Source organism: Amycolatopsis sp. NPDC059657 (assembly GCF_042734395.1).
GTDB lineage: Bacteria > Actinomycetota > Actinomycetes > Mycobacteriales > Pseudonocardiaceae > Amycolatopsis.
Window position 1 is genome coordinate 1 of record NZ_JBHWEB010000072.1, and the last position, 19,894, is coordinate 19,894.

Genomic DNA, 19,894 nt, shown 5'->3' on the forward strand with positions numbered 1-19,894 from the left:
TCGTTTAAACACCCCCCCCCACAAAACCCCACGGGGGGTTGTGTGCCCCCGCCGCACTACCCGGGCCCAAACACTCACGACCCAAGAATGCTTGGCCGGGATAAAGCAGGCTTTATCCCGGGCCGAGCGGACTAGCTCTGGTCTGCGGCCGCGGCGGCCGGGAACGGCTGGACGTTCGGCTGGAAGACCTGACCGGCGGCGGGCACCTTGAGGTCGACCAGGTACTCGGCGGTGGCCTTGTCCACGCCGAGCGCGTCACCGAGGATGCAGTGACCGAACGCGTCGACCGTCAGGAGACGGGCGTTGCCCAGCTCCGTGGTCATCCGCTGCGCGAACTTGTACTGCGTCGCCGGGTCGTAGTAGTTGCCGATGACCAGTACCGGTGTGTCGGTCTCGACGCGCCACGGGCCGCGGTAGACGTCCGGCTTCTTGGCGGGCCACACGGGGCAGCCCGCGGTGTCCGAGAACGCCTGGTAACGGCCGAAGGTGGGCGACTCCTGCTCCCACTTCGCGGCGATCGCGGGCACGCTCTCCTGCTTGACACCCTTGAACTGCTTGTCGAGGCAGTTCACGCCGAAGTACGAGTCGTCACCGGTGTACGGCGAGTCGCCGCGCCCGTCGTGACGGCCGGTGGCGCCGCTGTTCAGCACCTTCAGCTCCGGCGCCGCCATCGACTGCGCCTGCGCGCCGGCCGGGAAGGCGGTGTTGTAGAACAGCTGCAGGTCGGAAGCGAGACCGCTGAACGCCGCGGGGTCGTACAGCGCACCCGAGACCGCGTTGGTGAACTTGTTGATGTCGTACGGCTTGCCGTCCGGCCCGGTGATCGGCTTCGACCTCAGGTAGGTGCGGAGCTGGTCGAACTTCTCGCGCGGCTGGCCCGCGCTGAACGCGCAGTTCTTGCCGACCTGCTGGCAGCGCTTGAGGAACGCGTCGAGCGCGATCTCGAAGCCGGTGGCCCGCTCGCGGTCGTACTGGACGCCGTCCGAGGTGCGCAGCTGCGGGTCGACGTTGCCGTCGATCACGATCGCGCGGGACTGCTTCGGGAACATCGCGGCGTAGGTCGACCCGATCAGGGTGCCGTACGAGAAGCCGACGTAGGTCAGCTTCTGGTCGCCCACAGCGGCGCGCAGCACGTCGAGGTCACGCACCACGTCCTTGGTGGACATGTGGTTGAGCAGCGCGCCCGCGTTGTTCTTGCAGAACTGGCCGTAGTCCCGGTACGCGGCGAGCGTGCCGGAGATCTCGGCACGGGTGATCGGCACGGCGATCTGCGCGCCGAACACCTCGTCGGCGTCCTCCTGCGTGGTGAAGCACTTCAGCGGGTTGCTGATGCCGACGCCGCGCGGGTCGAAGCCGATCAGGTCGAACTTGTCGACGACCGACGGCTGCAGGAACCGCGTCCCCGAGATGGCCATGCGGCGGCCGGCGCCACCGGGACCACCGGGGTTGAGGAACAGCGACCCGATCTTCTTGTCCGGGGTGTTCGCCGAGTGCTTGAGCAGCCCGATGTCGATGGTGCCCAGGTACGCGTTGTCATGGTCGATCGGCATGCGGTAGCTGCCGCAGCTGTATTCCTTCAGCTTGTCGGCGGGCACCCCGTTCAGCGTCCCTGCCGGGCAGGGAATCCCCCACTTCACCGGCGGCGTGGCACCGACGGGCGCGGGGAAGACCTTCCCGCCGTCTTCCGTCGCTCCGGCCGCCGTCGCTCCCGCCAGCACCGTCCCGGCTACGAGCGCCCCCACCAGCGCGAATACCCGCACCGGCCTCCTCGTGGATCTCGGCAAGACTTCTCCTCCCACAGGCCACCGTCGGTCACGGTGAGTCACAGGCTCCGACCCTTCCACAGTCGGGTGACCGCCGTCACCGGCCGAAAGGATGGAGCAAACCCGTCAAATGGACCGGGAGAGTGAGAAAATCGGTAACCGCCTGCCCGCGGCCGTACGCTCCATGGCGTAACCGGGCCAGAAGTCGAGCAGCCGCTGCCACATCACGTCGTACTCGTCGCCGGTGAGCTCATGGGCGACGACCGCGATCTCGCGGCCCTTGATCGCGATCGTCGCCTCAGGCTTGGTGCGCAGGTTGAACGTCCACGCCGGGTCGCTCGGCTTGCCCCAGTTCGAGCCGGTCAGCACGAACCCGTCACCGTCGGGGAAGTACAGCAGGTTGTTGCTCCTGGCGAGGCCGGACTTGCGGCCCGTGGTGGTGAGCCGCAGCGACGGCAGCCCGGCCATCGCGACCAGGCTGAAGCGGCCGGACGAGGCCCGGTGCAGCTTCTGGTCGGCCCAGATGATCCCAGGGGCCAGGCTCATCAGCCACGGCCTGGTCCCCAGCGCCCGCGCCACTGCCACAAGAGGGTTACGCACCACCTCATCCTTCCGCGACCGGGCGTCAGCCGATCGAGCGGGCCAGGCTCAGGCCGAAGCGCTCCTCGCCGTCGGTCCACCAGTGGTCGAGCTCGAACCCGGCCGCCGCCAGCTCGGCCTCGGCACGCGCCCGCCGGAACTTCGCGGAGATCTCGGTGCGGATGTACTCGCCCGCCGCGAACGGGACCTCGAGGTCGGCCCCGGGTATCCGCACGGTGACGGCCTCGCGGGCACGCAGCCGCATTTCGACCCACTCGGCCTCGGCGTCCCAGTGCGACTCGTGGGCGAAGGCGTCGGGGTCGAAGTCGGCGCCGAGCTGGGCGTTGATCACGCGCAGCACGTTGCGGTTGAAGTCGGCGGTGACCCCGGCCGCGTCGTCGTAGGCGCGTTCGAGCGTCGCCGGATCCTTGACGAGGTCGGTGCCGAGCAGCAGCCACTCCCCCGGCGCCAGCACTTCGCGCACGGAGCTCAGGAACTTCGCGCGCTCGGCCGGGAGGAAGTTGCCGATCGTGCCACCGAGGAAGGCGACCACGCGTGGCTGTTCACCCGGCAGCAAGTCCAGGTGCTGGGTGAAGTCGCCGACGACACCGCGCACCTCGAGCTTCGGGTAGTCGGCCGCGATGGCGGTGGTCGCCTCGGCGAGCGCGGACGCCGAGACGTCCAGCGGGACGAAGCTTTCGAGCGTGCCGTGCTCGGTCAGCGCGTCGAGCAGCAGCCTGGTCTTCTCGCTGGAGCCGGAGCCCAGCTCGACCAGCGTGTGCGCGGCGGTCAGGCGGGCGATCTCGCCTGCCTCGCGGCGCAGGATCTCCCGTTCGGCTCTGGTCGGGTAGTACTCGGGCAGCGCGGTGATCGCTTCGAACAGCTCGCTGCCACGTGCGTCGTAGAACCACTTGGCCGGCAACCACTTCTGGGCGGCCGTCAGTCCTTCGCGGACGTCGGCGCGCAGTGCGCCCGCCGCGGACTCGGCACTGTGGTGCACTTCGAGGTCGGCTTCGGTCATCAGGGTCGAGCACTCCGATCTGGTTCTTGGCCGATCTGGATCATCTCCGCCGACGCGCGATCGGCGCGCACGGCGTGTCGCTCGGGTACCGGGGTCCAGCCGGGATTCCCGTCGAACGGTTCGGAGGCGACGTACACGGCGTCGCCTTGCCGCAGCAGGGACAGCGAATGCGTCCACGCGGTGGCGATGAGCTGCTGCCCGTCGGTGAGCAGGAAGTTCAGCCGGGACCCCGGCGCCGCCGCTTCGACGGCGAGCACCAGCCCGGTGACCGCCTCGAACGGGTCGGCGCCGTCACGCAGCCGGTCACGCAGCAACGTCCACAGCAACGCCGAGTCGGTCGGCGCCTCGACCGTGAAGAGGTCCGTGACCGGCAGTTTCTCCGCCAGCGGGGCCATCGAGGCAGGCCAGCCGGTGACGAGTCCATTGTGGCTGAACAGCCACCTGCCGTCGGTGAACGGGCTGCACGCGGCCTCGGTCACCGGCATGCCGGTGGTGCCGTTGCGCACCGCGGCGACGAAAGCGTTGGTGCGCAAGGACTGTGCCAGCGCGGGCAGCGATTCGTCCGCCCACAGTGGATTCATCCGCCGGTACCGCAGCGTCTCGCCGGACTCCGCGTACCAGCCGAGCCCGAAGCCGTCGGCGTTGACCGTGCCGCCGCCGCGCATGTCCGCGGGCGCGTAGGACTGGCGCAGCAGCGAATGCGGCGCCGTGAAGATCGTTTCGCCCGGCGCACACGGCGGCCCGAGGTACCCCAAATGCCTGCACATGGCTCAGCTGCTTTCCCCTGGGCTGCTTTCCCCTGGTCCGGCGTCCCTGGCGCAGCGGAAGCCGGAGAAGATCTGCCGCCGGATCGGGTAGTCCCAGTTGCGGAAGGTGCCCCGGATCGCCGCCGCGTCCGTACCGAAGGAACCACCGCGCAGAACCTTGTATTCCGGTCCGAAGAACACTTCCGAGTACTCCCGATAGGGGAATGCCGCGAAGCCCGGGTAACCGTGGAAGTCACTGCTGGTCCACTCCCAGACGTCACCGATCAGCTGGTGCACGCCCAGCGGCGACGCACCGGCCGGATACGCGCCCACCTCGGCGGGCCGCAGGTGCCGCTGCCCCAGGTTGGCGTGTTCTTCGCGCGGCTCGTCGTCGCCCCACGGGAACCGGCGTGACCGGCCGCTGACCGGGTCGAACCTGGCGGCCTTCTCCCACTCCGGCTCGGTCGGCAGCCGCCTGCCCGCCCATTTCGCGTACGCCTCGGCCTCATGGAACGACACGTGCACGACCGGCTCGGCGGCGGGCACACGCTCGTAGACGCCGAATCTCGTGCGCCACCAGCCGTCGATCTCCCGCCTCCAGAACCGGGGCGCGATGATGCCGTGCTCCTCGCGATACGCCCAGCCCGGCTCACTCCACCACTGCGGGTCGTCGTAGCCACCCGACTCGAGGAACTCGGTGTACGCGCCGTTCGTGACCGGGGTGGTGTCGATGAAGAAAGGCTCGACCATGGTTTCGTGCGCGGGACGTTCGTTGTCCAGCGCCCATGGCTCGGCCGACGTGCCCATCAGGAACGGCCCGCCCGGAACCAGGACCTCGGAGGCCGGCAGCCCGGCGCTCTTCGGCGGATTCGGCGCGTGCAGCACCGGGTCGCCCTGGCGGAGCTGATGAGTGGCCAGCATGGTTTCGCCGTGCTGCTGCTCGTGCTGGGTGATCATGCCGAAGGCGAACGCGTCCTCCAGCAGCCTGCGCCCGTTCAGCGGCACTTTTTCCAGTATTTCCAACGACTTCTCGCGCACCTCAAGGACATAGCCGCGTGCGTCCTCCGGCCCGAGCATCGGCAGCGACGGCCGGTCCGCGCGGGCATGCAGGAACGCGTCGTAGATCTCGTCGAGGTCGCCGCGCACCGGCTCACGGCCGCCGACGTCGCGGACCAGCCAGAGTTCCTCCTGGCTGCCGATGTGCGCGAGGTCCCACACCAGCGGGGACATCAGTTTCGAGTGCTGCCGGGTCAGGGTTTCGTCGTCGACGTCGGTCAGCACCAGGCTGCGGGCCCTGGCACGCGTGAGCGCCTCGGCGGCGTGCGCGCGCAGGTCCTGCGGCGATAGTTCACGGAGCGGGTTCTCTTCTACTGTGGTCATTGCGGAAGTCTCCTAAGCGCCAGCACGTTTCTGCACGGCGTCGGCGATCTCGGTGATCGCCGGATGTGGAAGGTCGGTGCGGTTGAGCGAGGCGCAGCCGAGATCGGCCACCTTCCTCGCCACCGCGGCGATTCCGGCGTCCGCGAGGCCGAACCTCGCGGCGGTCTCCCACTGGTCCAGCACCGGTGCGCAGAGGTCGAGCACCATGTCCACTGTGGACTCGTCGGCCAGCAGCGCGGCGAACAGCGCGACCGGCGGAAGCCAGCCGGCACCGGGCTGCGCGTCGAGATAGCGGACCTCGAGGTAGCCCTGTGGGCGGACCGGGGTGAACATCGTGCTCAGGTGGTACGCCAGGTCGGCCTCGGTCGGCTTCGGCAGCAACGCGCCGGCGCCGCGGCCGTCGATCCAGTCGGCGAAGCTCAGGCCGTTCGGCGCGTCCCATGGCGCGTCTTCGCGCGGCAGCACCATGAGCGGCGTGTCGAGCAGCCTCTTCGCCCAGGTCGACGGCGGGTCCGAAGTGGACCCGGTGGTCTGGGTGCGCACCGGCTCGGTGCTCATCACCGCGAGCCAGCGCGCCGAAGCGCAGCCGGTGTCGCGGCCCGCGTGCACGCGGGAGTTCGCGAACAGCGCGAGCAGCGGCGGGCCGAGCGCGTGCACGGCAGCCCAGCGCTTGGCCAGCTGGGCTTCCTCGCCTGCGTCGACGCAGATCTGCAGGCCCGCGGTGCCCGCCATCATCGTGACGCCGCCGGTGCCGATCGGGGCGAAGCGGCGCTCCATGGCCGCGTAGCGCTCCGTGCGCAGGCGCCGGACGGGTTCGCGATGTGCGTCGATGCCGGATTCGCCCAGCCGCAGGCCGCGGCGGGCGAGAAGTTCGGATAGTCGGGCCAGGTCTGCCGAGACCACCTCGGCCAGCGCGCTCAGTGAAGACTGGGGCTGGGCGGAGATCTCTACCTGCAGGCCGGGTTCGAGGCTCATCGGCGAGCCGCCCGGCAACGGGATCGCGGGACTTTCGGGGCGGAGCGTCCTGGGGGTGTGCTGCCCGAGCGCGGCTGCCAGGTCATCCGGGCTCAGTGGTCTTCGTGGATCGTCCGCATAGTGGACCGTGTACTCGAGTTCGACGCCGAGCAGCCTGGGTGGCCCGTGCTTGAAACAGACCGAAGCGACATACGCCTCGCCCGCGGCCCTGTCCGCCAGCACCCTGGCCGTGCGGTTCACCGCACTCCCGGATTTCTCCGGGAATTCACGTACCGCCGTCATGTTTTCACCGCCATCCGATGAGTGGGAAACCTCCTTCGGACGCTACACGCGGGGTACGACAATTCGCAGCACTCGGCTCGGCGGCGCCCCGCACGGGTACGCGGACCGTAAGAACCCACGAACCGGGCTAGACGGCCAAACCCAGCTCGGCGGCCGCGCCGCGCACGGCCTCGATGACCAGGTTCAACGCGGGCCGGCGTGAGGCTTTCGTGCGGTAGGCGATGGAGACGGTGCGCAGCAGCGGGGTGGTCAGCGGCACCACATCTATACCCGGAGGGCGCAGTGTCAGCCCGAGATCCGACACGAGCGTGACGCCGAGTCCCGACGCCACCATGGCCATCGCGGTGAACTGCTCCTCGACCTCGTGGTTGATCTTCGGCTCGAACCCGTGGCGCGCGCAGGCGACCCGCACGGCCTTGCCGAAATGACTCTTCGGGCTGGCGAGTATCCACGGGTGCTCGGCGAGATCGGCCAGCGCGGCCGCACCGGAGGGCACCGACCCGATCGGCACCGCGGCGTGCAGCCGTTCGACCGCGATGACGACCCGCTCCAGCCCGGGATCCCAGCGGGTCGGCGCGTCGCTGTAGTCGAGCACGAACGACAGGTCCAGCGCGCCGTCGCGGACGGCGTCGGCGGTGTCCTCCGGCGCGAGTTCCCTGGTACGGACCTGGATCCCTGGATGCTCGTCCGCCAGCGTCGTCAGCGCGGACGGCAGCAGCCCTGACGCGACCGAGGCCCAGACGCCCGCGGTCAGCTTGACGGTGAGCGGCTCCTGCGCCTCCTCCAGCGCGTGCGTCGCCCGTTCGACCGAACCGAGTATCTCCTCGGCGTGTTCGGTCAGCAGGCGGCCGAGCTCGGTCAGCTGGACGCGCCTGCCGAGCCGTTCGAACAGCTTCGCCCCGACGTCACGCTCGAGCTGGGCGAGCTGCTGGGACACCGCGGAAGCCGTGTAGTGCAACGCCACCGCGGCGGCCGTGACGGTGCCCCTGCGATGCAGCTCCCGGAGCATCCGCAAGCGGTGCAGCGAAAGCTCCATGCAGAAACCCTAAACAACTTCGTGCACTTTCGTTAACTGGACGCGCGCGCCACCCCGGCCGCACGCTGGTGGCAGGCGGGAAAGCGACGAAGGGTGGACATGTTGAGAAGGCAGGAATCCGAGCCGCTGGCCAGGACCACGTGGATCGACCCGGTGACCGGCGCGCACGGCTACCTGGTCATCCATTCACTGGTGTCCGGTGTGGCGACCGGCGGGACGCGGATGCGCGCGGGCTGCACGCTGAGCGAGGTCGAGGATCTGGCTCGCGGCATGGCCAACAAGACCGCGACGTTCAATCTTCCTGTCGGCGGTGCCAAGGGCGGCATCGACTTCGATCCCAAGGACCCCCGCGCCGTCGAGGTGCTGGAGCGGTTCTGCGCCTTCTTCCGGCCATGGCTCGACGCGCACTGGGTGACCGCGGAGGATCTCGGCGTCCCCCAGCACCTCATCGACGACGTGTTCGCCCGGCTCGGCCTCGAGCAGTCGTATCACGCGGCGATCAGCCGTTCGGCGGATCCCGCACGGACACTGCGCCGGGTCCAAGCGGGACTCAACGCCCCCGTCCCCGGCGGCCTTCTGCTCGGCGACGTCGTCGGCGGCTACGGCGTCGCCCAAGCCTGCCTCGGCGTCTCGGCGGCGTGGGAGCAGGAGTGCGCGGCGACGACCGTCGCGATCCAGGGCATCGGCACCATGGGCGGCGGCGCGGCCTTCTATCTGCACGAGGCAGGCATGAAGGTGGTCGCCGTCGCCGACGCGGCCGGCACGCTGTTTCACCCGGACGGCCTAGACATCCCGGCCTTGCTCGAACTCCGCGACGGTTTCGGCGAGATCGACCGCTCCCAGGTCCCGGCCGAGGTGACCCGGCTCCCCCGCGACGCGGTCCTGTCGATCGAGGCCGACCTGTTCGTCCCGGCGGCGATCTCGTACGCGATCACCACTGGCAACCAGGGCTCGGTGGCGGCCCGCGTGGTCATCGAAGCCGCCAACGCGGCGACCACCCCCGAAGCGGAGGACTTGCTCACGGCCCGCGGCATCCCGGTGATCCCGGACTTCGTCGCCAACGCGGGCGCGGCCGCCTGGGCCTGGTGGCTTCTGCTCGGCGAGGTCGGCGCCGACCCCGCCGACTCCTTCCAGCGCCTGCGCACCGAGATGCAGTCCAAGGTGGCTTTGCTGCTGAGCGCGTGGTCGCTCGACCGCATCCCGCCCCGTGTCACCGGCTGGCGGCTGGCGACGGACAACCGGGTCCAGACGGCGGCGTCGCCCGAGACGGCGGCCGTGCTCACCATCCCCTAGCGCGACGTAACGAACGCCGCTTCCACAACGCTCAACGTTGTGAAAGCGGCGTTCATTACGTTCGGCCGAGTGCAACAAACCGTACGTACGGATTGCTAAGTCGGGGCTCGCGGTGTTAAGAACTAAGGATGCCACGAGTGAGCCAGGATCACCTCGACGCACGACGGCGCCAGATCCTCGATGGCTCCCGCGTGTGTTTCGCTCGCTTCGGATACGAGGGCGCCACCGTGCGCAGGCTGGAGGAGGCGACCGGGCTCTCGCGCGGCGCGATCTTCCACCACTTCCGCGACAAGGAGTCGCTGTTCCTCGCGCTCGCCGAGGATGACGCCGTCCGGATGGCCGATGTCGTCGCCGAGCAGGGCCTCGTGCAGGTCATGCGCGATCTGCTGGCCGAGGGCAGCGATCATCCCGCCGACTGGCTCGGCACCCGGCTGGAGGTGTCGCGGCGGCTGCGGACCGATCCCGAGTTCCGGGCGCGGTGGGCCGAGCGGTCGCAGCAGCTCACCGCCGCCACCCGCCAGCGGCTGCTCCGGCAGCGCGAGGCAGGCAACCTGCGTGATGACGTCGACGTCGCCGTGCTGACCAGTTTCCTGGAGCTCGTGCTCGAAGGGCTGGTCTCGCATCTGGCCATGGGACTGCCCGCCGACAACCTCGGCCCCGTGCTCGACCTGGTCGAGGAGTCGGTGCGGCGGCATCGCGTGAACGCGCAGATCCGTCCGGCATAGCGACCCCGATCATGGTGAACTGTCCTGGTGGCTCTTCTCGAAGCGCACGCCGCCGCGATGGACTCGTTCGACCGGGTCCTGCGCGAGGTCGGCACCGAGGCATGGCGGCTGCCGACGCCGTGCCGTGAGTGGACCGTGCGTGACCTGGTCAATCACCTGACCGCCGAGCAGCTGTGGGTGCCGCACCTGCTCGCGGGCGCGACCATGGACGACGTCGGTGACCGGTTCGACGGCGACGTGCTCGGCGACGATCCGCTCAAGACCTGGGAGCAGGCGGCCGCCGCCGCGCGCGAGGCCTTCCACGAGCCCGGCGTGCTGACCCGGAACGTGCAGGTGTCGAGCGGGCTGATCGAGTGCTCCGACTACGGCTGGCAGATGACCATCGATCTCGCGGTGCACGCGTGGGACCTCGCGACGGCCATCGGGAGGCCGAACCCGATCGACCCGTTTGTGGCCGCCGAGCTGCTGGAAGTCCTGCGCCCGCAGCTCGACGAGTGGCAGGGACTCGGCATTTTCGACCCGCCGGTCGCCGTCTCCCGTACCGCCGACGCGCCCACCCGGCTGGTCGCGTTATTGGGACGAAGGCCATACCGCGCGTAGAACCGCTGGTCACCCGGTAAGATTGGCGACGCCGCGACCATCTTCTTGAGGAGTGACTCTTTTCGTGCGCGACGCGCAGTCACCTGGTGACAGTATCGAGCCGGGTGGCGAACCCGGCTTCTCCCCCAGCGGGCGACGATGATGGACGTCCTTCTCGCCGTTCTGGGTGTCCTCTTCTTCCTGCTGCTGACCATCGGCACCGGCCTCGCCGTCGCCGCTGAGTTCTCGCTGACCGCGCTCGAGCGCTCGACTGTGGACGCCAACGTCCGCCAGGTCGGCGACAAGCGGGCGATCGCCGTGCAGAAGGCCCATCAGAGCCTGTCGTTCCAGCTCTCCGGCGCGCAGGTGGCGATCACGCTCACCACGCTGATCACCGGTTATCTCGCGGAACCGCTGATCGGCGAGCTGCTGCGCCCGCTGCTGACCGCGGTCGGCCTGTCCGACGCGGTCGCGTCCGGGCTCTCGCTCGCGGTGGCGCTGCTGCTGGCGACCTCACTGTCGATGCTGCTCGGCGAGATGATCCCGAAGAACCTCGCGATCGCGCGCCCGCTGCAGACCGCCCGCGCGGTCGCCGGGTACCACTCGCGGTTCTCGTCGCTGTTCCGCTGGCTGATCACGATCATGAACAACAGCGCGAACTTCCTGGTGCGCAAGTTCGGCGTCGAGCCGCAGGAGGAACTGCGCTCGGCCCGTTCGCCGCAGGAACTCGGCTCGATCGTGCGCTCCAGCGCGGAGAGCGGCACGCTCGACACGTCGACGGCGGAGTTGCTCGACAAGTCGCTGCGCTTCGGCGAGCGGACCGCGGAAGAACTGATGACCCCTCGCGTCCAGCTCGAATCGCTCACGGTGGACCAGTCCATCAACGAGCTCATCGCGCTGTCCCGCGAGACCGGCTTCTCCCGTTTCCCCGTCTACTCCGAGGACCTCGACGACGTGCAGGGCGCGGTCCACATCAAGCAGGCGTTCACGGTGGCGGGCTCCGAGCGCGACACGGTCCGCGTCGGCTCGGTCATGCGCCCGGTGCCGACGGTGCCGGAGTCGCTGCCGGGCGACTCGCTGCTCAACCGCCTGCGCGACTCGCGTTTCCAGCTCGCCATCGTCGTCGACGAGTACGGCGGCACGGCGGGGCTGGTCACGCTCGAAGACGTCGTCGAGGAGATCATCGGCGACGTCCGCGACGAGCACGACGAGCACGAAACCCCTGCGGCGCAACGACTCGGCACCGACAGCTGGATGGTGTCCGGACAGCTGCGCGCCGACGAGATCACCGACGTCACCGGCTTCCACATGCCGGACGGCGACTACGAGACCATCGCGGGGCTCATCCTCGAACGCCTCGGCAAGATCCCGGCCGAGGGTGAGTGGACCGATGTGGACGGCTGGCGGCTCACCGTGACCACCATGGACCGGCTGCGCATCGCCGAGGTCAACGTGCGCTCGCTCGAACTCACCCAGGCCGATCAGGAGCTGGTCCGATGAGCGACTGGTTCTCGATCTTCCTCGTGGTCGTGCTGCTGCTGTTGAACGCCTTCTTCGTCGGCGCCGAGTTCAGTCTCATCTCCTCGCGCCGCGACCGGCTGGAAGCGTTGCTGGAACAGGGAAAGACCCGCGCGCGCACGGTCATCAACGCGTCGAAGAACGTCTCGCTGATGCTCGCGGGCGCGCAGCTCGGCATCACCATCTGCTCGCTGCTGCTCGGCCGTCTCGGCGAACCGGCGATCGCGCACCGGCTGGCCGTGTTCTTCGACCTGTTCGGCGTGCCCGAGGTGCTGCGGCACGCGATCTCGTTCGCGATCGCGCTGGCGTTCATCACCATCGCGCACGTGCTGATCGGCGAGATGGTGCCGAAGAACCTCGCGATCGCCGAGCCAGAACGGCTCGCGCTGTGGCTGGTGCCGCTGCACGTGGCGTGGGTGAAGCTGGCGAACCCGTTCATCTGGCTGCTGAACTTCGTCGCCAACTCGGCACTGCGGCTGGTCAAGGTGGAACCCAAGGACGAGCTCGAAACCGCTTACACCTCAGCGGAACTCGCCGAGCTGCTCAGTGAGTCGCGTCGCGAAGGCCTGCTGGAACAGTCCGAACACCAGCGCTTGACCCAGACGCTGTCGTCGGTGCGCAAGACCGTCGCCGACGTGCTCGTGCCGACGGCCGAGCTGAAGACGCTGCCGAGCACGCCGACACTCGGCGAAGTCGAGGCGATCGTGTCCTCGACCGGCTTCTCGCGTTTCCCGCTGCGTGCCGAGACCGGTGAACTGATCGGCTATCTCCACGTAAAGGACGTGCTCGACCAGGCCGGCGAAGACCCGTCGAGCACCATCCCCGCGACGAAGACGCGTGCGCTCACCGAGCTGCCCGCCGACGCGCGGCTCGACGTCGCGCTTTCGGCGATGCGCAAGGAAGGCAGTCACCTCGCCCGCGCGCTCGACGCCGACGGCAAGGCGATCGGCGTGGTGGCGCTGGAAGATCTGGTCGAGGAGTACGTCGGCACCGTGCGCGATGGGACGCACGTGCGGGCATGACCGTGTTGACCGAGACCGAATGGCGTCCCCGCGAGGAAGCGCACGCCGAGCGGATGCGGCGCTGGACGGTGCCGCACACGCAGCGGCGTGCGCGGCAGGAAAAGCACCCGGTGCTGGACTTCCTGTTCACCTACTACTCGCACAAGCCGTCACATCTCGAGCGGTGGAGCCCGGGACTCGGCGTGGTGCTGGAGGGACCGGACGCACGCCGGTTCCTCGACCGCAAGGGCTATCACGAGGTGCCGGGCGGGATCGCGGTCGACCCGTCGGCCGCGTCCCAGCGGACGGTGACCTACATCGGCGCACTGCTGAAGGCGACCGCGTCGCGCGCGCCGCGGCTCAGCTGTTTCGGGCTGCACGAGTGGGCGATGGTCTACCGGCAGCCCGCGAGTGAGCTCCGGCACGCCCAGCTGCCACTGAGACTCGGCTCACCCGGCACCGACGAGGTGGTCGAGTCGATGGGTGTGCGGTGCGGGCATTTCGACGCGTTCCGGTTCTTCACGCCGGAGGCTCGCCCGCGCAACGAGCTGCAGCCGACCAGGGAGACCCAGGCCGACTTCGAGCAGCCCGGCTGCCTGCACGCGAACATGGATCTGTACAAGTGGGCGGCGAAGCTCGATCCGTTCGTGCCGTCGGAGCTGCTCGGCGACTGTTTCGAGCTGGCGGCGGAAATCCGGGAATTGGACATGCGTGCCAGTCCGTACGACCTGGCGGACCACGGGTACCCACCGGTCCGCATCGAGACGGCGGACGGACGCCGTGAGTATGCCCATAGCCAGGCGGAATTCGCGCGCCGCGCGGCACCATTGCGCGAAGGAATTTCCGAAACCTGCGCGAAATTGACCATTCTTTTCTGAATTCCGCGTATTCATCGACCCCGCAGCGTGAGGGGCACGTCACGCCGCGCCTATCGTTACCCGAGCTAAGGAAAGTTCACACCTTGGGCGCGTTGACGCCCCGTGCTACAACTGTGCGTCATTGCATTTCCCCCCTTGAATACACCTGTTAGAGTGATAACGTTTTGATTGCGCCTACAGAGCGCATGGACCGGTAGCGAAAGGATAACGATGGGGCGTCACACCCTGGCCGAGGAACCGCTGCCTCACCCCCTCGACCCGCCCGCCCGTCGTGCACAGGCCGGAAGCGGCGAAAGCACCGGCTCCCATCGCATCGTCGGCAAGAAGGCGCCGCGCCGCCGGATGGCCAAGTGGCCCATCGCCTGTATCGTGCTCGTCCTGCTCATCGGCCTCGGCATCGCGGGCTGGAACTGGCTGGACAGCATGTCCAACAGCCGCGCCGAAGCACAAGCCGTCAGCTGTGACGCCGGTAACTCGAACATCCGCGTGATCACCACGCAGTCGATCGAGAAGCCCGTCGCGCTCGCCGCCGCGAAGTGGAACAAGGCCAAGACGGTCGTCCGCGACCACTGCGTCCACGTCGACGTCTACCCGTTCAAGTCCTCCGAAGTGCTCGCCTCGCTCACCGGTGACGCGCCGATGGACAAGATCGGCGGGCTGCCCACCGCCTGGATCCCCGAGTCCTCGTTCTGGGTCGGCGAGCTGCAGTCCAAGAAGCCGGAACTGGTCAGCGCGCCGCCGCTGTCGGTGGCCAACGCCATGTCGGCCGACTACCCGTACGTCGGGCTGGGCGACAGCAGCGTCGACGACACCCAGAAGCGCGCCGCTCAGGCCTTCCGTGACTTCCTCAAGCAGCCGGACCAGCAGAAGGACTTCACCGGCGCCGGCATCAAGGGCACCTAGGCCCCGTTCTCTAGGCGTAGTCGAAGGTGTCCGGGTCGGGCCCGGTCCTGGTGCCGTTGTCCAGCTCCGCGATGACCATCATGTCGTCGTCGGCCAGCTCGAAGTCGAAGACGTCGATGTTCTCCGCGATCCGCGACGGCGTCACCGACTTCGGGATGGCCACGTTCCCGAGCTGAAGGTGCCAGCGCAGCACGATCTGCGCGGGGCTCTTGCCGTACTTGGACGCGAGCCCTGTGATGGCTTCTTCGCCCAGCAGCGAGCCTTTCGCGAGCGGGCTCCACGCCTCGGTGACGATGCCGTGCTCGGCATGGAACTCGCGCAACGGCACCTGCTGCAGCGCGGGGTGCAGCTCGACCTGGTTGACCGCCGGCACGATCTCCGTCTCCTCGAACAACGACCGCAGGTGCGCCGCGGTGAAGTTCGAGACGCCGATGGCGCGTGCCCGGCCGTCGCGGTAAATAGTCTCGAGCGCGCGGTAGGTCTCACCCGCGCTGCCACGCCGGGGCAGCGGCCAGTGGATCAGGTACAGGTCGATCTGCTCGAGCCCGAGCGCGGCCAGGCTCGTGTCGAAAGCCTTGAGCGCCTTGTCGTAGCCGTGGTGGGCGTTCCACAGTTTCGTGGTGACGAACAGCTCGTCGCGCGGGATCCCCGAGGCGCGGATCGCCTCGCCGACACCGGCTTCGTTCTGGTACATGGCGGCGGTGTCGATGCTGCGGTATCCGGCTTCCAGCGCGGTGGTGACGACCTTGGCCGTGCCGTCGGCGGGCACCTGCCAGACACCGAACCCGAGCTGGGGGATCTTGACGTCGTTGTTGAGGCGGATGGTGGGCACGTCGGCCATGGCGTGGCGTCCTCTGCGTCGGATTCCTCTACCCCCGCGTATCCTGCCATCCCCGCCGCAGATACTCAGCCGTCGGCGTGTCGGCAGGGAAGAAGGACTCGATCACCAGCTCGGCCAGCGTGATGTCCAGTGGCGTGCCGAAGGTCGCGACCGTGGAGAAGAAGGTCAGCTCGGTGCCCTGATGGCGCATCCGCAGCGGGATGATGATGTCGCCGGGCGCCGGGATCTCGACCTCGGGCACCGGCTGGTCGCACGGGTAGCCGCGGAGTTCGTCGAGCAGCTCCGTGAGCACCGGGTCCGCGGTCTGCGCGACCTGCCTGCGCAGCCGTCCCAGCAGATGTGCCCGCCACTCCCCCAGATTGACGATGTGCGGCGCCATGCCGTCCGGATGCAGCGTCGCGCGCAGGACGTTGGTGAGCAGTGCCGGGTCGACGTTCTCGACCATGATCCCGATGCTGGCGTTGGCCTCGATCAGGTTCCAGTGCCGGTCGACCACCGCGGCGGGATACGGCTCGTGGCTGGTGAGCAGCTGTCGCACGGCTTGGCGGGCGACGGCCATCTCAGGGTCCGCGAGCCCGGTCTCGGCGTACGCGGGCGCGTAACCGGCGGCGAGCAGGAGATGGTTGCGTTCCCTGAGCGGCACGTCCAGGTGTTCGCCGAGCTTGAGCACCATCTCGCGGCTCGGCTGTGAGCGCCCGGTCTCGACGAAACTCAGGTGCCTGGTCGAAATCTCCGCCTCGATGGCCAGGTCGAGCTGGCTGATGCGGCGGCGGTCACGCCATTCACGCAGGAGCTGGCCCACGGGTCGCTGACGCGTCGCAGTAGTCACCTTGGCGACGCTACGGATTTCGCGGTGCGGTCGCCATTACCTCTCGCGTAATCGACGGGCGGCGGGTCTCCCGGTCAAGGTTGTGCCAACACAAACCGAAAGGGGTTCACACCATGTCCGACATCGCCGACCGCTACCTCGCCGTCTGGAACGAGACCGACCCGGCCCGCCGCCGCGCCCTCATCGCGGACACGTTCACCGAGGACGCCTCCTACACCGACCCGCTCGGCGCGGTCCGCGGCCACGACGGCATCGACACCTTCATCGCGGGCGCCCAGGCCCAGTTCGCCGGCCTCGTCTTCACCCTGCCCGCGGAGCCCGACGCCCACCACAACCTGGCCCGTTTCCAGTGGCACCTCGGCGCCCCCGGCGCCACGGAACCACTGGTCATCGGCTTCGACGTGGTCGTGGTCACCGACGGCCGCATCAGCGCGGTCGGCGGCTTCCTCGACAAAGTCCCCGCCTAACCCAGGGTCGTGAGTGTTTACGCCGGTTCTAACCGGCATAAACACTCACGACCCCCGCTACTCAGCGAAGGCCTCAAGCGGTGGGCAGGAGCAGACGAGGTTGCGGTCACCTGAGGCGCCGTCGATGCGGCGCACGGGTGGCCAGATCTTGGTCGCGGTGAGGCCGGCAGGGAAGACGGCCACCTCGCGGGAGTAGGCGCGGTTCCATTCGCCGGAGACGCAGCGGGCGGTGTGCGGGGCGTTGCGGAGGGGGCTGTCTTCGAGTGGCCACTCGCCCGCGGCGACGTGGTCGATCTCGCGGCGGATGGAGATCATGGCTTCGCAGAAGCGATCCAGCTCCGCGAGGTCTTCGCTCTCGGTCGGCTCGACCATCAGGGTGCCCGCGACCGGGAACGACATCGTGGGCGCGTGCAGGCCGTAGTCGGCGAGGCGCTTGGCGACGTCGTCGACCGTGACGCCGGTCTGCTTGGTGATCGCACGGAGATCGAGGATGCACTCGTGCGCGACGAGGCCGTCGTGGCCCGAGTACAGCACCGGGAAATGCTCATTCAACCGCCGCGCGATGTAGTTGGCACTCGCGACGGCCGTCAAAGTCGCCTTGCGGAGGCCGTCGGCGCCCATCATGCGGACGTAGGCCCAGGAAATCGGCAGGATCGACGCGCTCCCCCACGGCGCCGCGCTGATCGGGCCGACACCCGTCGCCGGTCCGGCCAGCGGCTGGAGCGGGTGGTTCGGCAGGAACGGGGCCAGGTGCGAGCGGACGCCGATCGGGCCGACGCCCGGTCCGCCGCCGCCGTGCGGGATGCAGAAGGTCTTGTGCAGATTCAAATGCGAGACGTCCGAGCCGAATTTCCCGTACTGGGCGAGGCCGATCAGCGCGTTGAGGTTCGCACCGTCCACATAGACCTGACCGCCCGCGTCGTGCACCAGCCCGCACACCTCGCGCACGGTGTCCTCGTACACGCCGTGCGTCGACGGGTAGGTGATCATGATCGCCGCGAGATCGTCCGCGTGCTCGAGAACCGAGGCCTTGAGGTGATCGAGGTCGATGTTGCCCTGGTCATCACAGCGGACCACCGCGACGCGCATGCCCGCCATCACCGCGCTCGCCGCGTTGGTGCCGTGCGCGCTCGACGGGATCAGGCAGACGTCACGCGCGCTCTGCCCGCGTGAGCGGTGATACGCGCGGATCGCCAGCAGACCGGCGAACTCACCCTGACTGCCCGCGTTGGGCTGCAAGGAAACCGCGTCGTAGCCGGTGATCTGGGCGAGCCAGTCCTCCAGATCGGACACGATCTTCAGCAGCCCGCTCGCGTCCTCGGCGGGCGCGAACGGGTGCAGGCCGGCGAATTCGGGCCAGGTGATGGGTTCCATCTCGGCCGCGGCGTTGAGCTTCATCGTGCACGAGCCCAGCGGGATCATGCTCCGGTCGAGCGCGACGTCCTTGTCCGACAACGTGCGCAGGTAGCGCAGCAGCGCCGTTTCCGAGCGGTGCGTGCTGAACACCGGGTGCGTCAGGAACGACGAGGTGCGCGCGAGTTCCGGGTGCAGGCCGTCGGCCGTGTCGGCGTCGAGAGCGTCCACATCGGACACCGCGACCCCGAAAGCCTTCCACACCAGCGAAAGATGCTCACGGGTCGTCGTCTCGTCGCAGGCGATGCCGACGTGGTCACCGTCGACGAGCCGCAGGTTGACGCCCAGCTCCCGCGCCGTCGCGACGATCGCCGAAGCCCGGCCCGGCACCACCGCGGTGACGGTGTCGAAGAATTCCCCGTGCAACACATCGATTCCGGACTCGGTGAGCCCGCCCGCGAGCACGGTCGCCATCCGGTGCGCGCGCAACGCGATCGTCCGCAGGCCTTCGGGACCGTGGTACACCGCGTACATCGACGCGATCACCGCGAGCAACACCTGCGCGGTGCAGATGTTCGAGGTCGCCTTCTCACGGCGGATGTGCTGTTCCCGCGTCTGCAACGCGAGCCGGTACGCGGGCGCGCCATCGGCGTCGACCGAAACGCCCACCAGGCGACCGGGCAACTGCCGCTCGAAACCCTTGCGCACCGCCATATACGCGGCGTGCGGACCACCGAAGCCCATCGGCACGCCGAACCGCTGCGTCGACCCGATGACGACGTCCGCGCCGATCTCACCGGGCGGGCGCAGCAGCGTCAGCGCGAGCGGGTCGGCCGCGACGACCACCGAGGCACCGCAGGCGTGCGCCTCCTCGATGACCCGCTCGTGGTCACGCACCGCGCCCGAGGCACCCGGGTAGGACAGCAGGATCCCGAAGAAGTCGCCGCCGAGGCCCAATCCCTGGATGCCCTGCGACAGGTCGGCGAGCACGATCTCGATGCCGAGCGGCTCGGCACGGGTGCGCACGACCTCGATGGTCTGCGGCAGCGTGTCCTCGTCGACGACGAACTTGACCGACTTCGACTTGCCCGCGCGGCGCACCAGTGTCATGGCCTCGGCCGCGGCGGTCGCCTCGTCGAGCATGGAGGCGTTGGCGATCGGCAGGCCGGTCAGGTCGGCGACCATGGTCTGGAAGTTGAGCAGCGCTTCGAGGCGGCCTTGCGAGATCTCCGGCTGATACGGCGTGTAGGCCGTGTACCAGGCCGGGCTCTCGAGCACGTTGCGGCGGATGACCGGCGGGGTGATCGTGTCGTGGTAGCCGAGCCCGATCATCTGGATCATGGGCCGGTTCGACGCGGCGAGCGCACGAAGTTCGGCCAGTGCCTGCGCTTCGGAAGCGGGCTCGGGAAGATGCATCTCCGGGGCCGGGTCACGCAGAGACGCGGGCACCGCACGCTCGGCGAGGTCGTCGAGCGAGCCGACGCCGATGACTTCGAGGATGCGGGCTAGTTCTTCGGGGCGTGGCCCGATGTGCCGGTCCGCGAACGGGGTTCCCTGCTCGAGCTCGGACAACGAGATACGGGCCATAACGACCTCCGGACGGCGGGGAAAGGGCCGGTTGGCCCTCCCCACTCTGTCCGTGTCCTTCGAGGACGCCTGAGAGTTTCACCCGAGGTTGAGCCGGGCTTGCACCGTCGGCGGGGTTACCCGGAGATACCCGGGCAA

18 protein-coding genes are annotated in these 19,894 nt (G+C 68.8%); 8 read left to right on the forward strand and 10 right to left on the reverse strand.

What is annotated here, in order from left to right; all coding sequences use genetic code 11:
• Positions 1 to 131 precede the first annotated feature (131 nt).
• The 7 genes from ACFV15_RS31255 to ACFV15_RS31285 form a co-directional block, all read right to left on the reverse strand.
• On the reverse strand, positions 132 to 1,760 hold the full coding sequence (locus ACFV15_RS31255; RefSeq protein WP_378354761.1) for an alpha/beta hydrolase: 1,629 nt from the start codon (positions 1,758 to 1,760) through the stop codon (positions 132 to 134).
• A 129-nt stretch (positions 1,761 to 1,889) separates the two neighbouring features.
• Entirely contained in the window at positions 1,890 to 2,363 is a 474-nt protein-coding gene (locus tag ACFV15_RS31260) for a nitroreductase family deazaflavin-dependent oxidoreductase (protein ID WP_378354763.1), read from the reverse strand.
• Positions 2,364 to 2,388: 25 nt separating this feature from the next.
• Entirely contained in the window at positions 2,389 to 3,363 is a 975-nt protein-coding gene (gene egtD, locus ACFV15_RS31265; RefSeq protein WP_378354764.1) for an L-histidine N(alpha)-methyltransferase, read from the reverse strand.
• Positions 3,363 to 4,130, reverse strand: coding sequence for an ergothioneine biosynthesis protein EgtC (gene egtC / locus ACFV15_RS31270; RefSeq protein ID WP_378354766.1), 768 nt, complete (start codon positions 4,128 to 4,130; stop codon positions 3,363 to 3,365). The genes egtD and egtC overlap by 1 nt, the downstream gene beginning before the upstream one ends.
• Positions 4,131 to 4,133: 3 nt before the next feature.
• Positions 4,134 to 5,489 (reverse strand): ergothioneine biosynthesis protein EgtB, encoded by a 1,356-nt coding sequence (egtB, locus tag ACFV15_RS31275; RefSeq protein WP_378354768.1) that lies wholly within the window; start codon positions 5,487 to 5,489, stop codon positions 4,134 to 4,136.
• A gap of 12 nt (positions 5,490 to 5,501) precedes the next feature.
• Positions 5,502 to 6,746 carry a glutamate-cysteine ligase family protein gene (locus ACFV15_RS31280; RefSeq protein ID WP_378354769.1) on the reverse strand — a complete coding sequence of 415 codons (1,245 nt, stop codon included), beginning with the start codon at positions 6,744 to 6,746 and terminating at the stop codon, positions 5,502 to 5,504.
• 127 nt (positions 6,747 to 6,873) lie between these two features.
• The gene (locus tag ACFV15_RS31285) at positions 6,874 to 7,782 is read right to left on the reverse strand and encodes a LysR family transcriptional regulator (protein ID WP_378354770.1); all 909 of its coding nucleotides are present in this window, start codon (positions 7,780 to 7,782) and stop codon (positions 6,874 to 6,876) included.
• A gap of 99 nt (positions 7,783 to 7,881) precedes the next feature.
• Between ACFV15_RS31285 and ACFV15_RS31290 the strand changes: the two genes are divergently transcribed.
• The 7 genes from ACFV15_RS31290 (at position 7,882) to ACFV15_RS31320 (ending at position 14,679) form a co-directional block, all read left to right on the forward strand.
• Positions 7,882 to 9,075 carry a Glu/Leu/Phe/Val dehydrogenase gene (locus ACFV15_RS31290; protein WP_378354772.1) on the forward strand — a complete coding sequence of 398 codons (1,194 nt, stop codon included), beginning with the start codon at positions 7,882 to 7,884 and terminating at the stop codon, positions 9,073 to 9,075.
• 128 nt (positions 9,076 to 9,203) lie between these two features.
• The gene (locus ACFV15_RS31295; protein ID WP_378354774.1) at positions 9,204 to 9,800 is read left to right on the forward strand and encodes a TetR/AcrR family transcriptional regulator; all 597 of its coding nucleotides are present in this window, start codon (positions 9,204 to 9,206) and stop codon (positions 9,798 to 9,800) included.
• A gap of 27 nt (positions 9,801 to 9,827) precedes the next feature.
• Complete coding sequence (locus ACFV15_RS31300; RefSeq protein ID WP_378354776.1) at positions 9,828 to 10,400, forward strand: TIGR03086 family metal-binding protein; 573 nt, start codon at positions 9,828 to 9,830, stop codon at positions 10,398 to 10,400.
• A 138-nt stretch (positions 10,401 to 10,538) separates the two neighbouring features.
• Entirely contained in the window at positions 10,539 to 11,879 is a 1,341-nt protein-coding gene (locus ACFV15_RS31305; protein ID WP_378354778.1) for a hemolysin family protein, read from the forward strand.
• Positions 11,876 to 12,919, forward strand: coding sequence for a hemolysin family protein (locus ACFV15_RS31310; RefSeq protein ID WP_378354780.1), 1,044 nt, complete (start codon positions 11,876 to 11,878; stop codon positions 12,917 to 12,919). The genes ACFV15_RS31305 and ACFV15_RS31310 overlap by 4 nt, the downstream gene beginning before the upstream one ends.
• Positions 12,916 to 13,776, forward strand: a complete 861-nt coding sequence (locus ACFV15_RS31315) for a 3-methyladenine DNA glycosylase (RefSeq protein WP_378354782.1) — start codon at positions 12,916 to 12,918, stop codon at positions 13,774 to 13,776. Before ACFV15_RS31310 ends, ACFV15_RS31315 begins: the two co-directional genes overlap by 4 nt.
• A gap of 210 nt (positions 13,777 to 13,986) precedes the next feature.
• Complete coding sequence (locus tag ACFV15_RS31320; protein WP_378354783.1) at positions 13,987 to 14,679, forward strand: hypothetical protein; 693 nt, start codon at positions 13,987 to 13,989, stop codon at positions 14,677 to 14,679.
• Between the two features lie 10 nt (positions 14,680 to 14,689).
• Here ACFV15_RS31320 and ACFV15_RS31325 read toward each other — a convergent pair whose 3' ends face one another.
• Positions 14,690 to 15,520, reverse strand: a complete 831-nt coding sequence (locus ACFV15_RS31325; RefSeq protein ID WP_378354785.1) for an aldo/keto reductase — start codon at positions 15,518 to 15,520, stop codon at positions 14,690 to 14,692.
• Between the two features lie 28 nt (positions 15,521 to 15,548).
• Positions 15,549 to 16,349 (reverse strand): helix-turn-helix domain-containing protein, encoded by an 801-nt coding sequence (locus ACFV15_RS31330; protein WP_378354787.1) that lies wholly within the window; start codon positions 16,347 to 16,349, stop codon positions 15,549 to 15,551.
• Between the two features lie 113 nt (positions 16,350 to 16,462).
• Between ACFV15_RS31330 and ACFV15_RS31335 the strand changes: the two genes are divergently transcribed.
• Positions 16,463 to 16,816 carry a nuclear transport factor 2 family protein gene (locus ACFV15_RS31335; protein WP_378354789.1) on the forward strand — a complete coding sequence of 118 codons (354 nt, stop codon included), beginning with the start codon at positions 16,463 to 16,465 and terminating at the stop codon, positions 16,814 to 16,816.
• Between the two features lie 57 nt (positions 16,817 to 16,873).
• Here ACFV15_RS31335 and gcvP read toward each other — a convergent pair whose 3' ends face one another.
• Entirely contained in the window at positions 16,874 to 19,756 is a 2,883-nt protein-coding gene (gcvP, locus tag ACFV15_RS31340) for an aminomethyl-transferring glycine dehydrogenase (protein ID WP_378354791.1), read from the reverse strand.
• Positions 19,757 to 19,894: the final 138 nt, after the last annotated feature.

Bases quoted from the DNA above. Each gene is read 5' to 3' on its own strand.
- ACFV15_RS31320 (WP_378354783.1), top strand. From the start codon at position 13,987: ATGGGGCGTCACACCCTGGCCGAGGAACCGCTGCCTCACCCCCTCGAC.
- ACFV15_RS31295 (WP_378354774.1), top strand. From the start codon at position 9,204: ATGCCACGAGTGAGCCAGGATCACCTCGACGCACGACGGCGCCAGATC.
- ACFV15_RS31285 (WP_378354770.1), bottom strand. From the start codon at position 7,782: ATGGAGCTTTCGCTGCACCGCTTGCGGATGCTCCGGGAGCTGCATCGC.
- ACFV15_RS31310 (WP_378354780.1), top strand. From the start codon at position 11,876: ATGAGCGACTGGTTCTCGATCTTCCTCGTGGTCGTGCTGCTGCTGTTG.
- egtD (WP_378354764.1), bottom strand. From the start codon at position 3,363: ATGACCGAAGCCGACCTCGAAGTGCACCACAGTGCCGAGTCCGCGGCG.
- ACFV15_RS31290 (WP_378354772.1), top strand. From the start codon at position 7,882: ATGTTGAGAAGGCAGGAATCCGAGCCGCTGGCCAGGACCACGTGGATC.
- gcvP (WP_378354791.1), bottom strand. From the start codon at position 19,756: ATGGCCCGTATCTCGTTGTCCGAGCTCGAGCAGGGAACCCCGTTCGCG.
- ACFV15_RS31315 (WP_378354782.1), top strand. From the start codon at position 12,916: ATGACCGTGTTGACCGAGACCGAATGGCGTCCCCGCGAGGAAGCGCAC.
- ACFV15_RS31305 (WP_378354778.1), top strand. From the start codon at position 10,539: ATGATGGACGTCCTTCTCGCCGTTCTGGGTGTCCTCTTCTTCCTGCTG.
- ACFV15_RS31335 (WP_378354789.1), top strand. From the start codon at position 16,463: ATGTCCGACATCGCCGACCGCTACCTCGCCGTCTGGAACGAGACCGAC.
- ACFV15_RS31280 (WP_378354769.1), bottom strand. From the start codon at position 6,746: ATGACGGCGGTACGTGAATTCCCGGAGAAATCCGGGAGTGCGGTGAAC.
- egtC (WP_378354766.1), bottom strand. From the start codon at position 4,130: ATGTGCAGGCATTTGGGGTACCTCGGGCCGCCGTGTGCGCCGGGCGAA.
- egtB (WP_378354768.1), bottom strand. From the start codon at position 5,489: ATGACCACAGTAGAAGAGAACCCGCTCCGTGAACTATCGCCGCAGGAC.
- ACFV15_RS31325 (WP_378354785.1), bottom strand. From the start codon at position 15,520: ATGGCCGACGTGCCCACCATCCGCCTCAACAACGACGTCAAGATCCCC.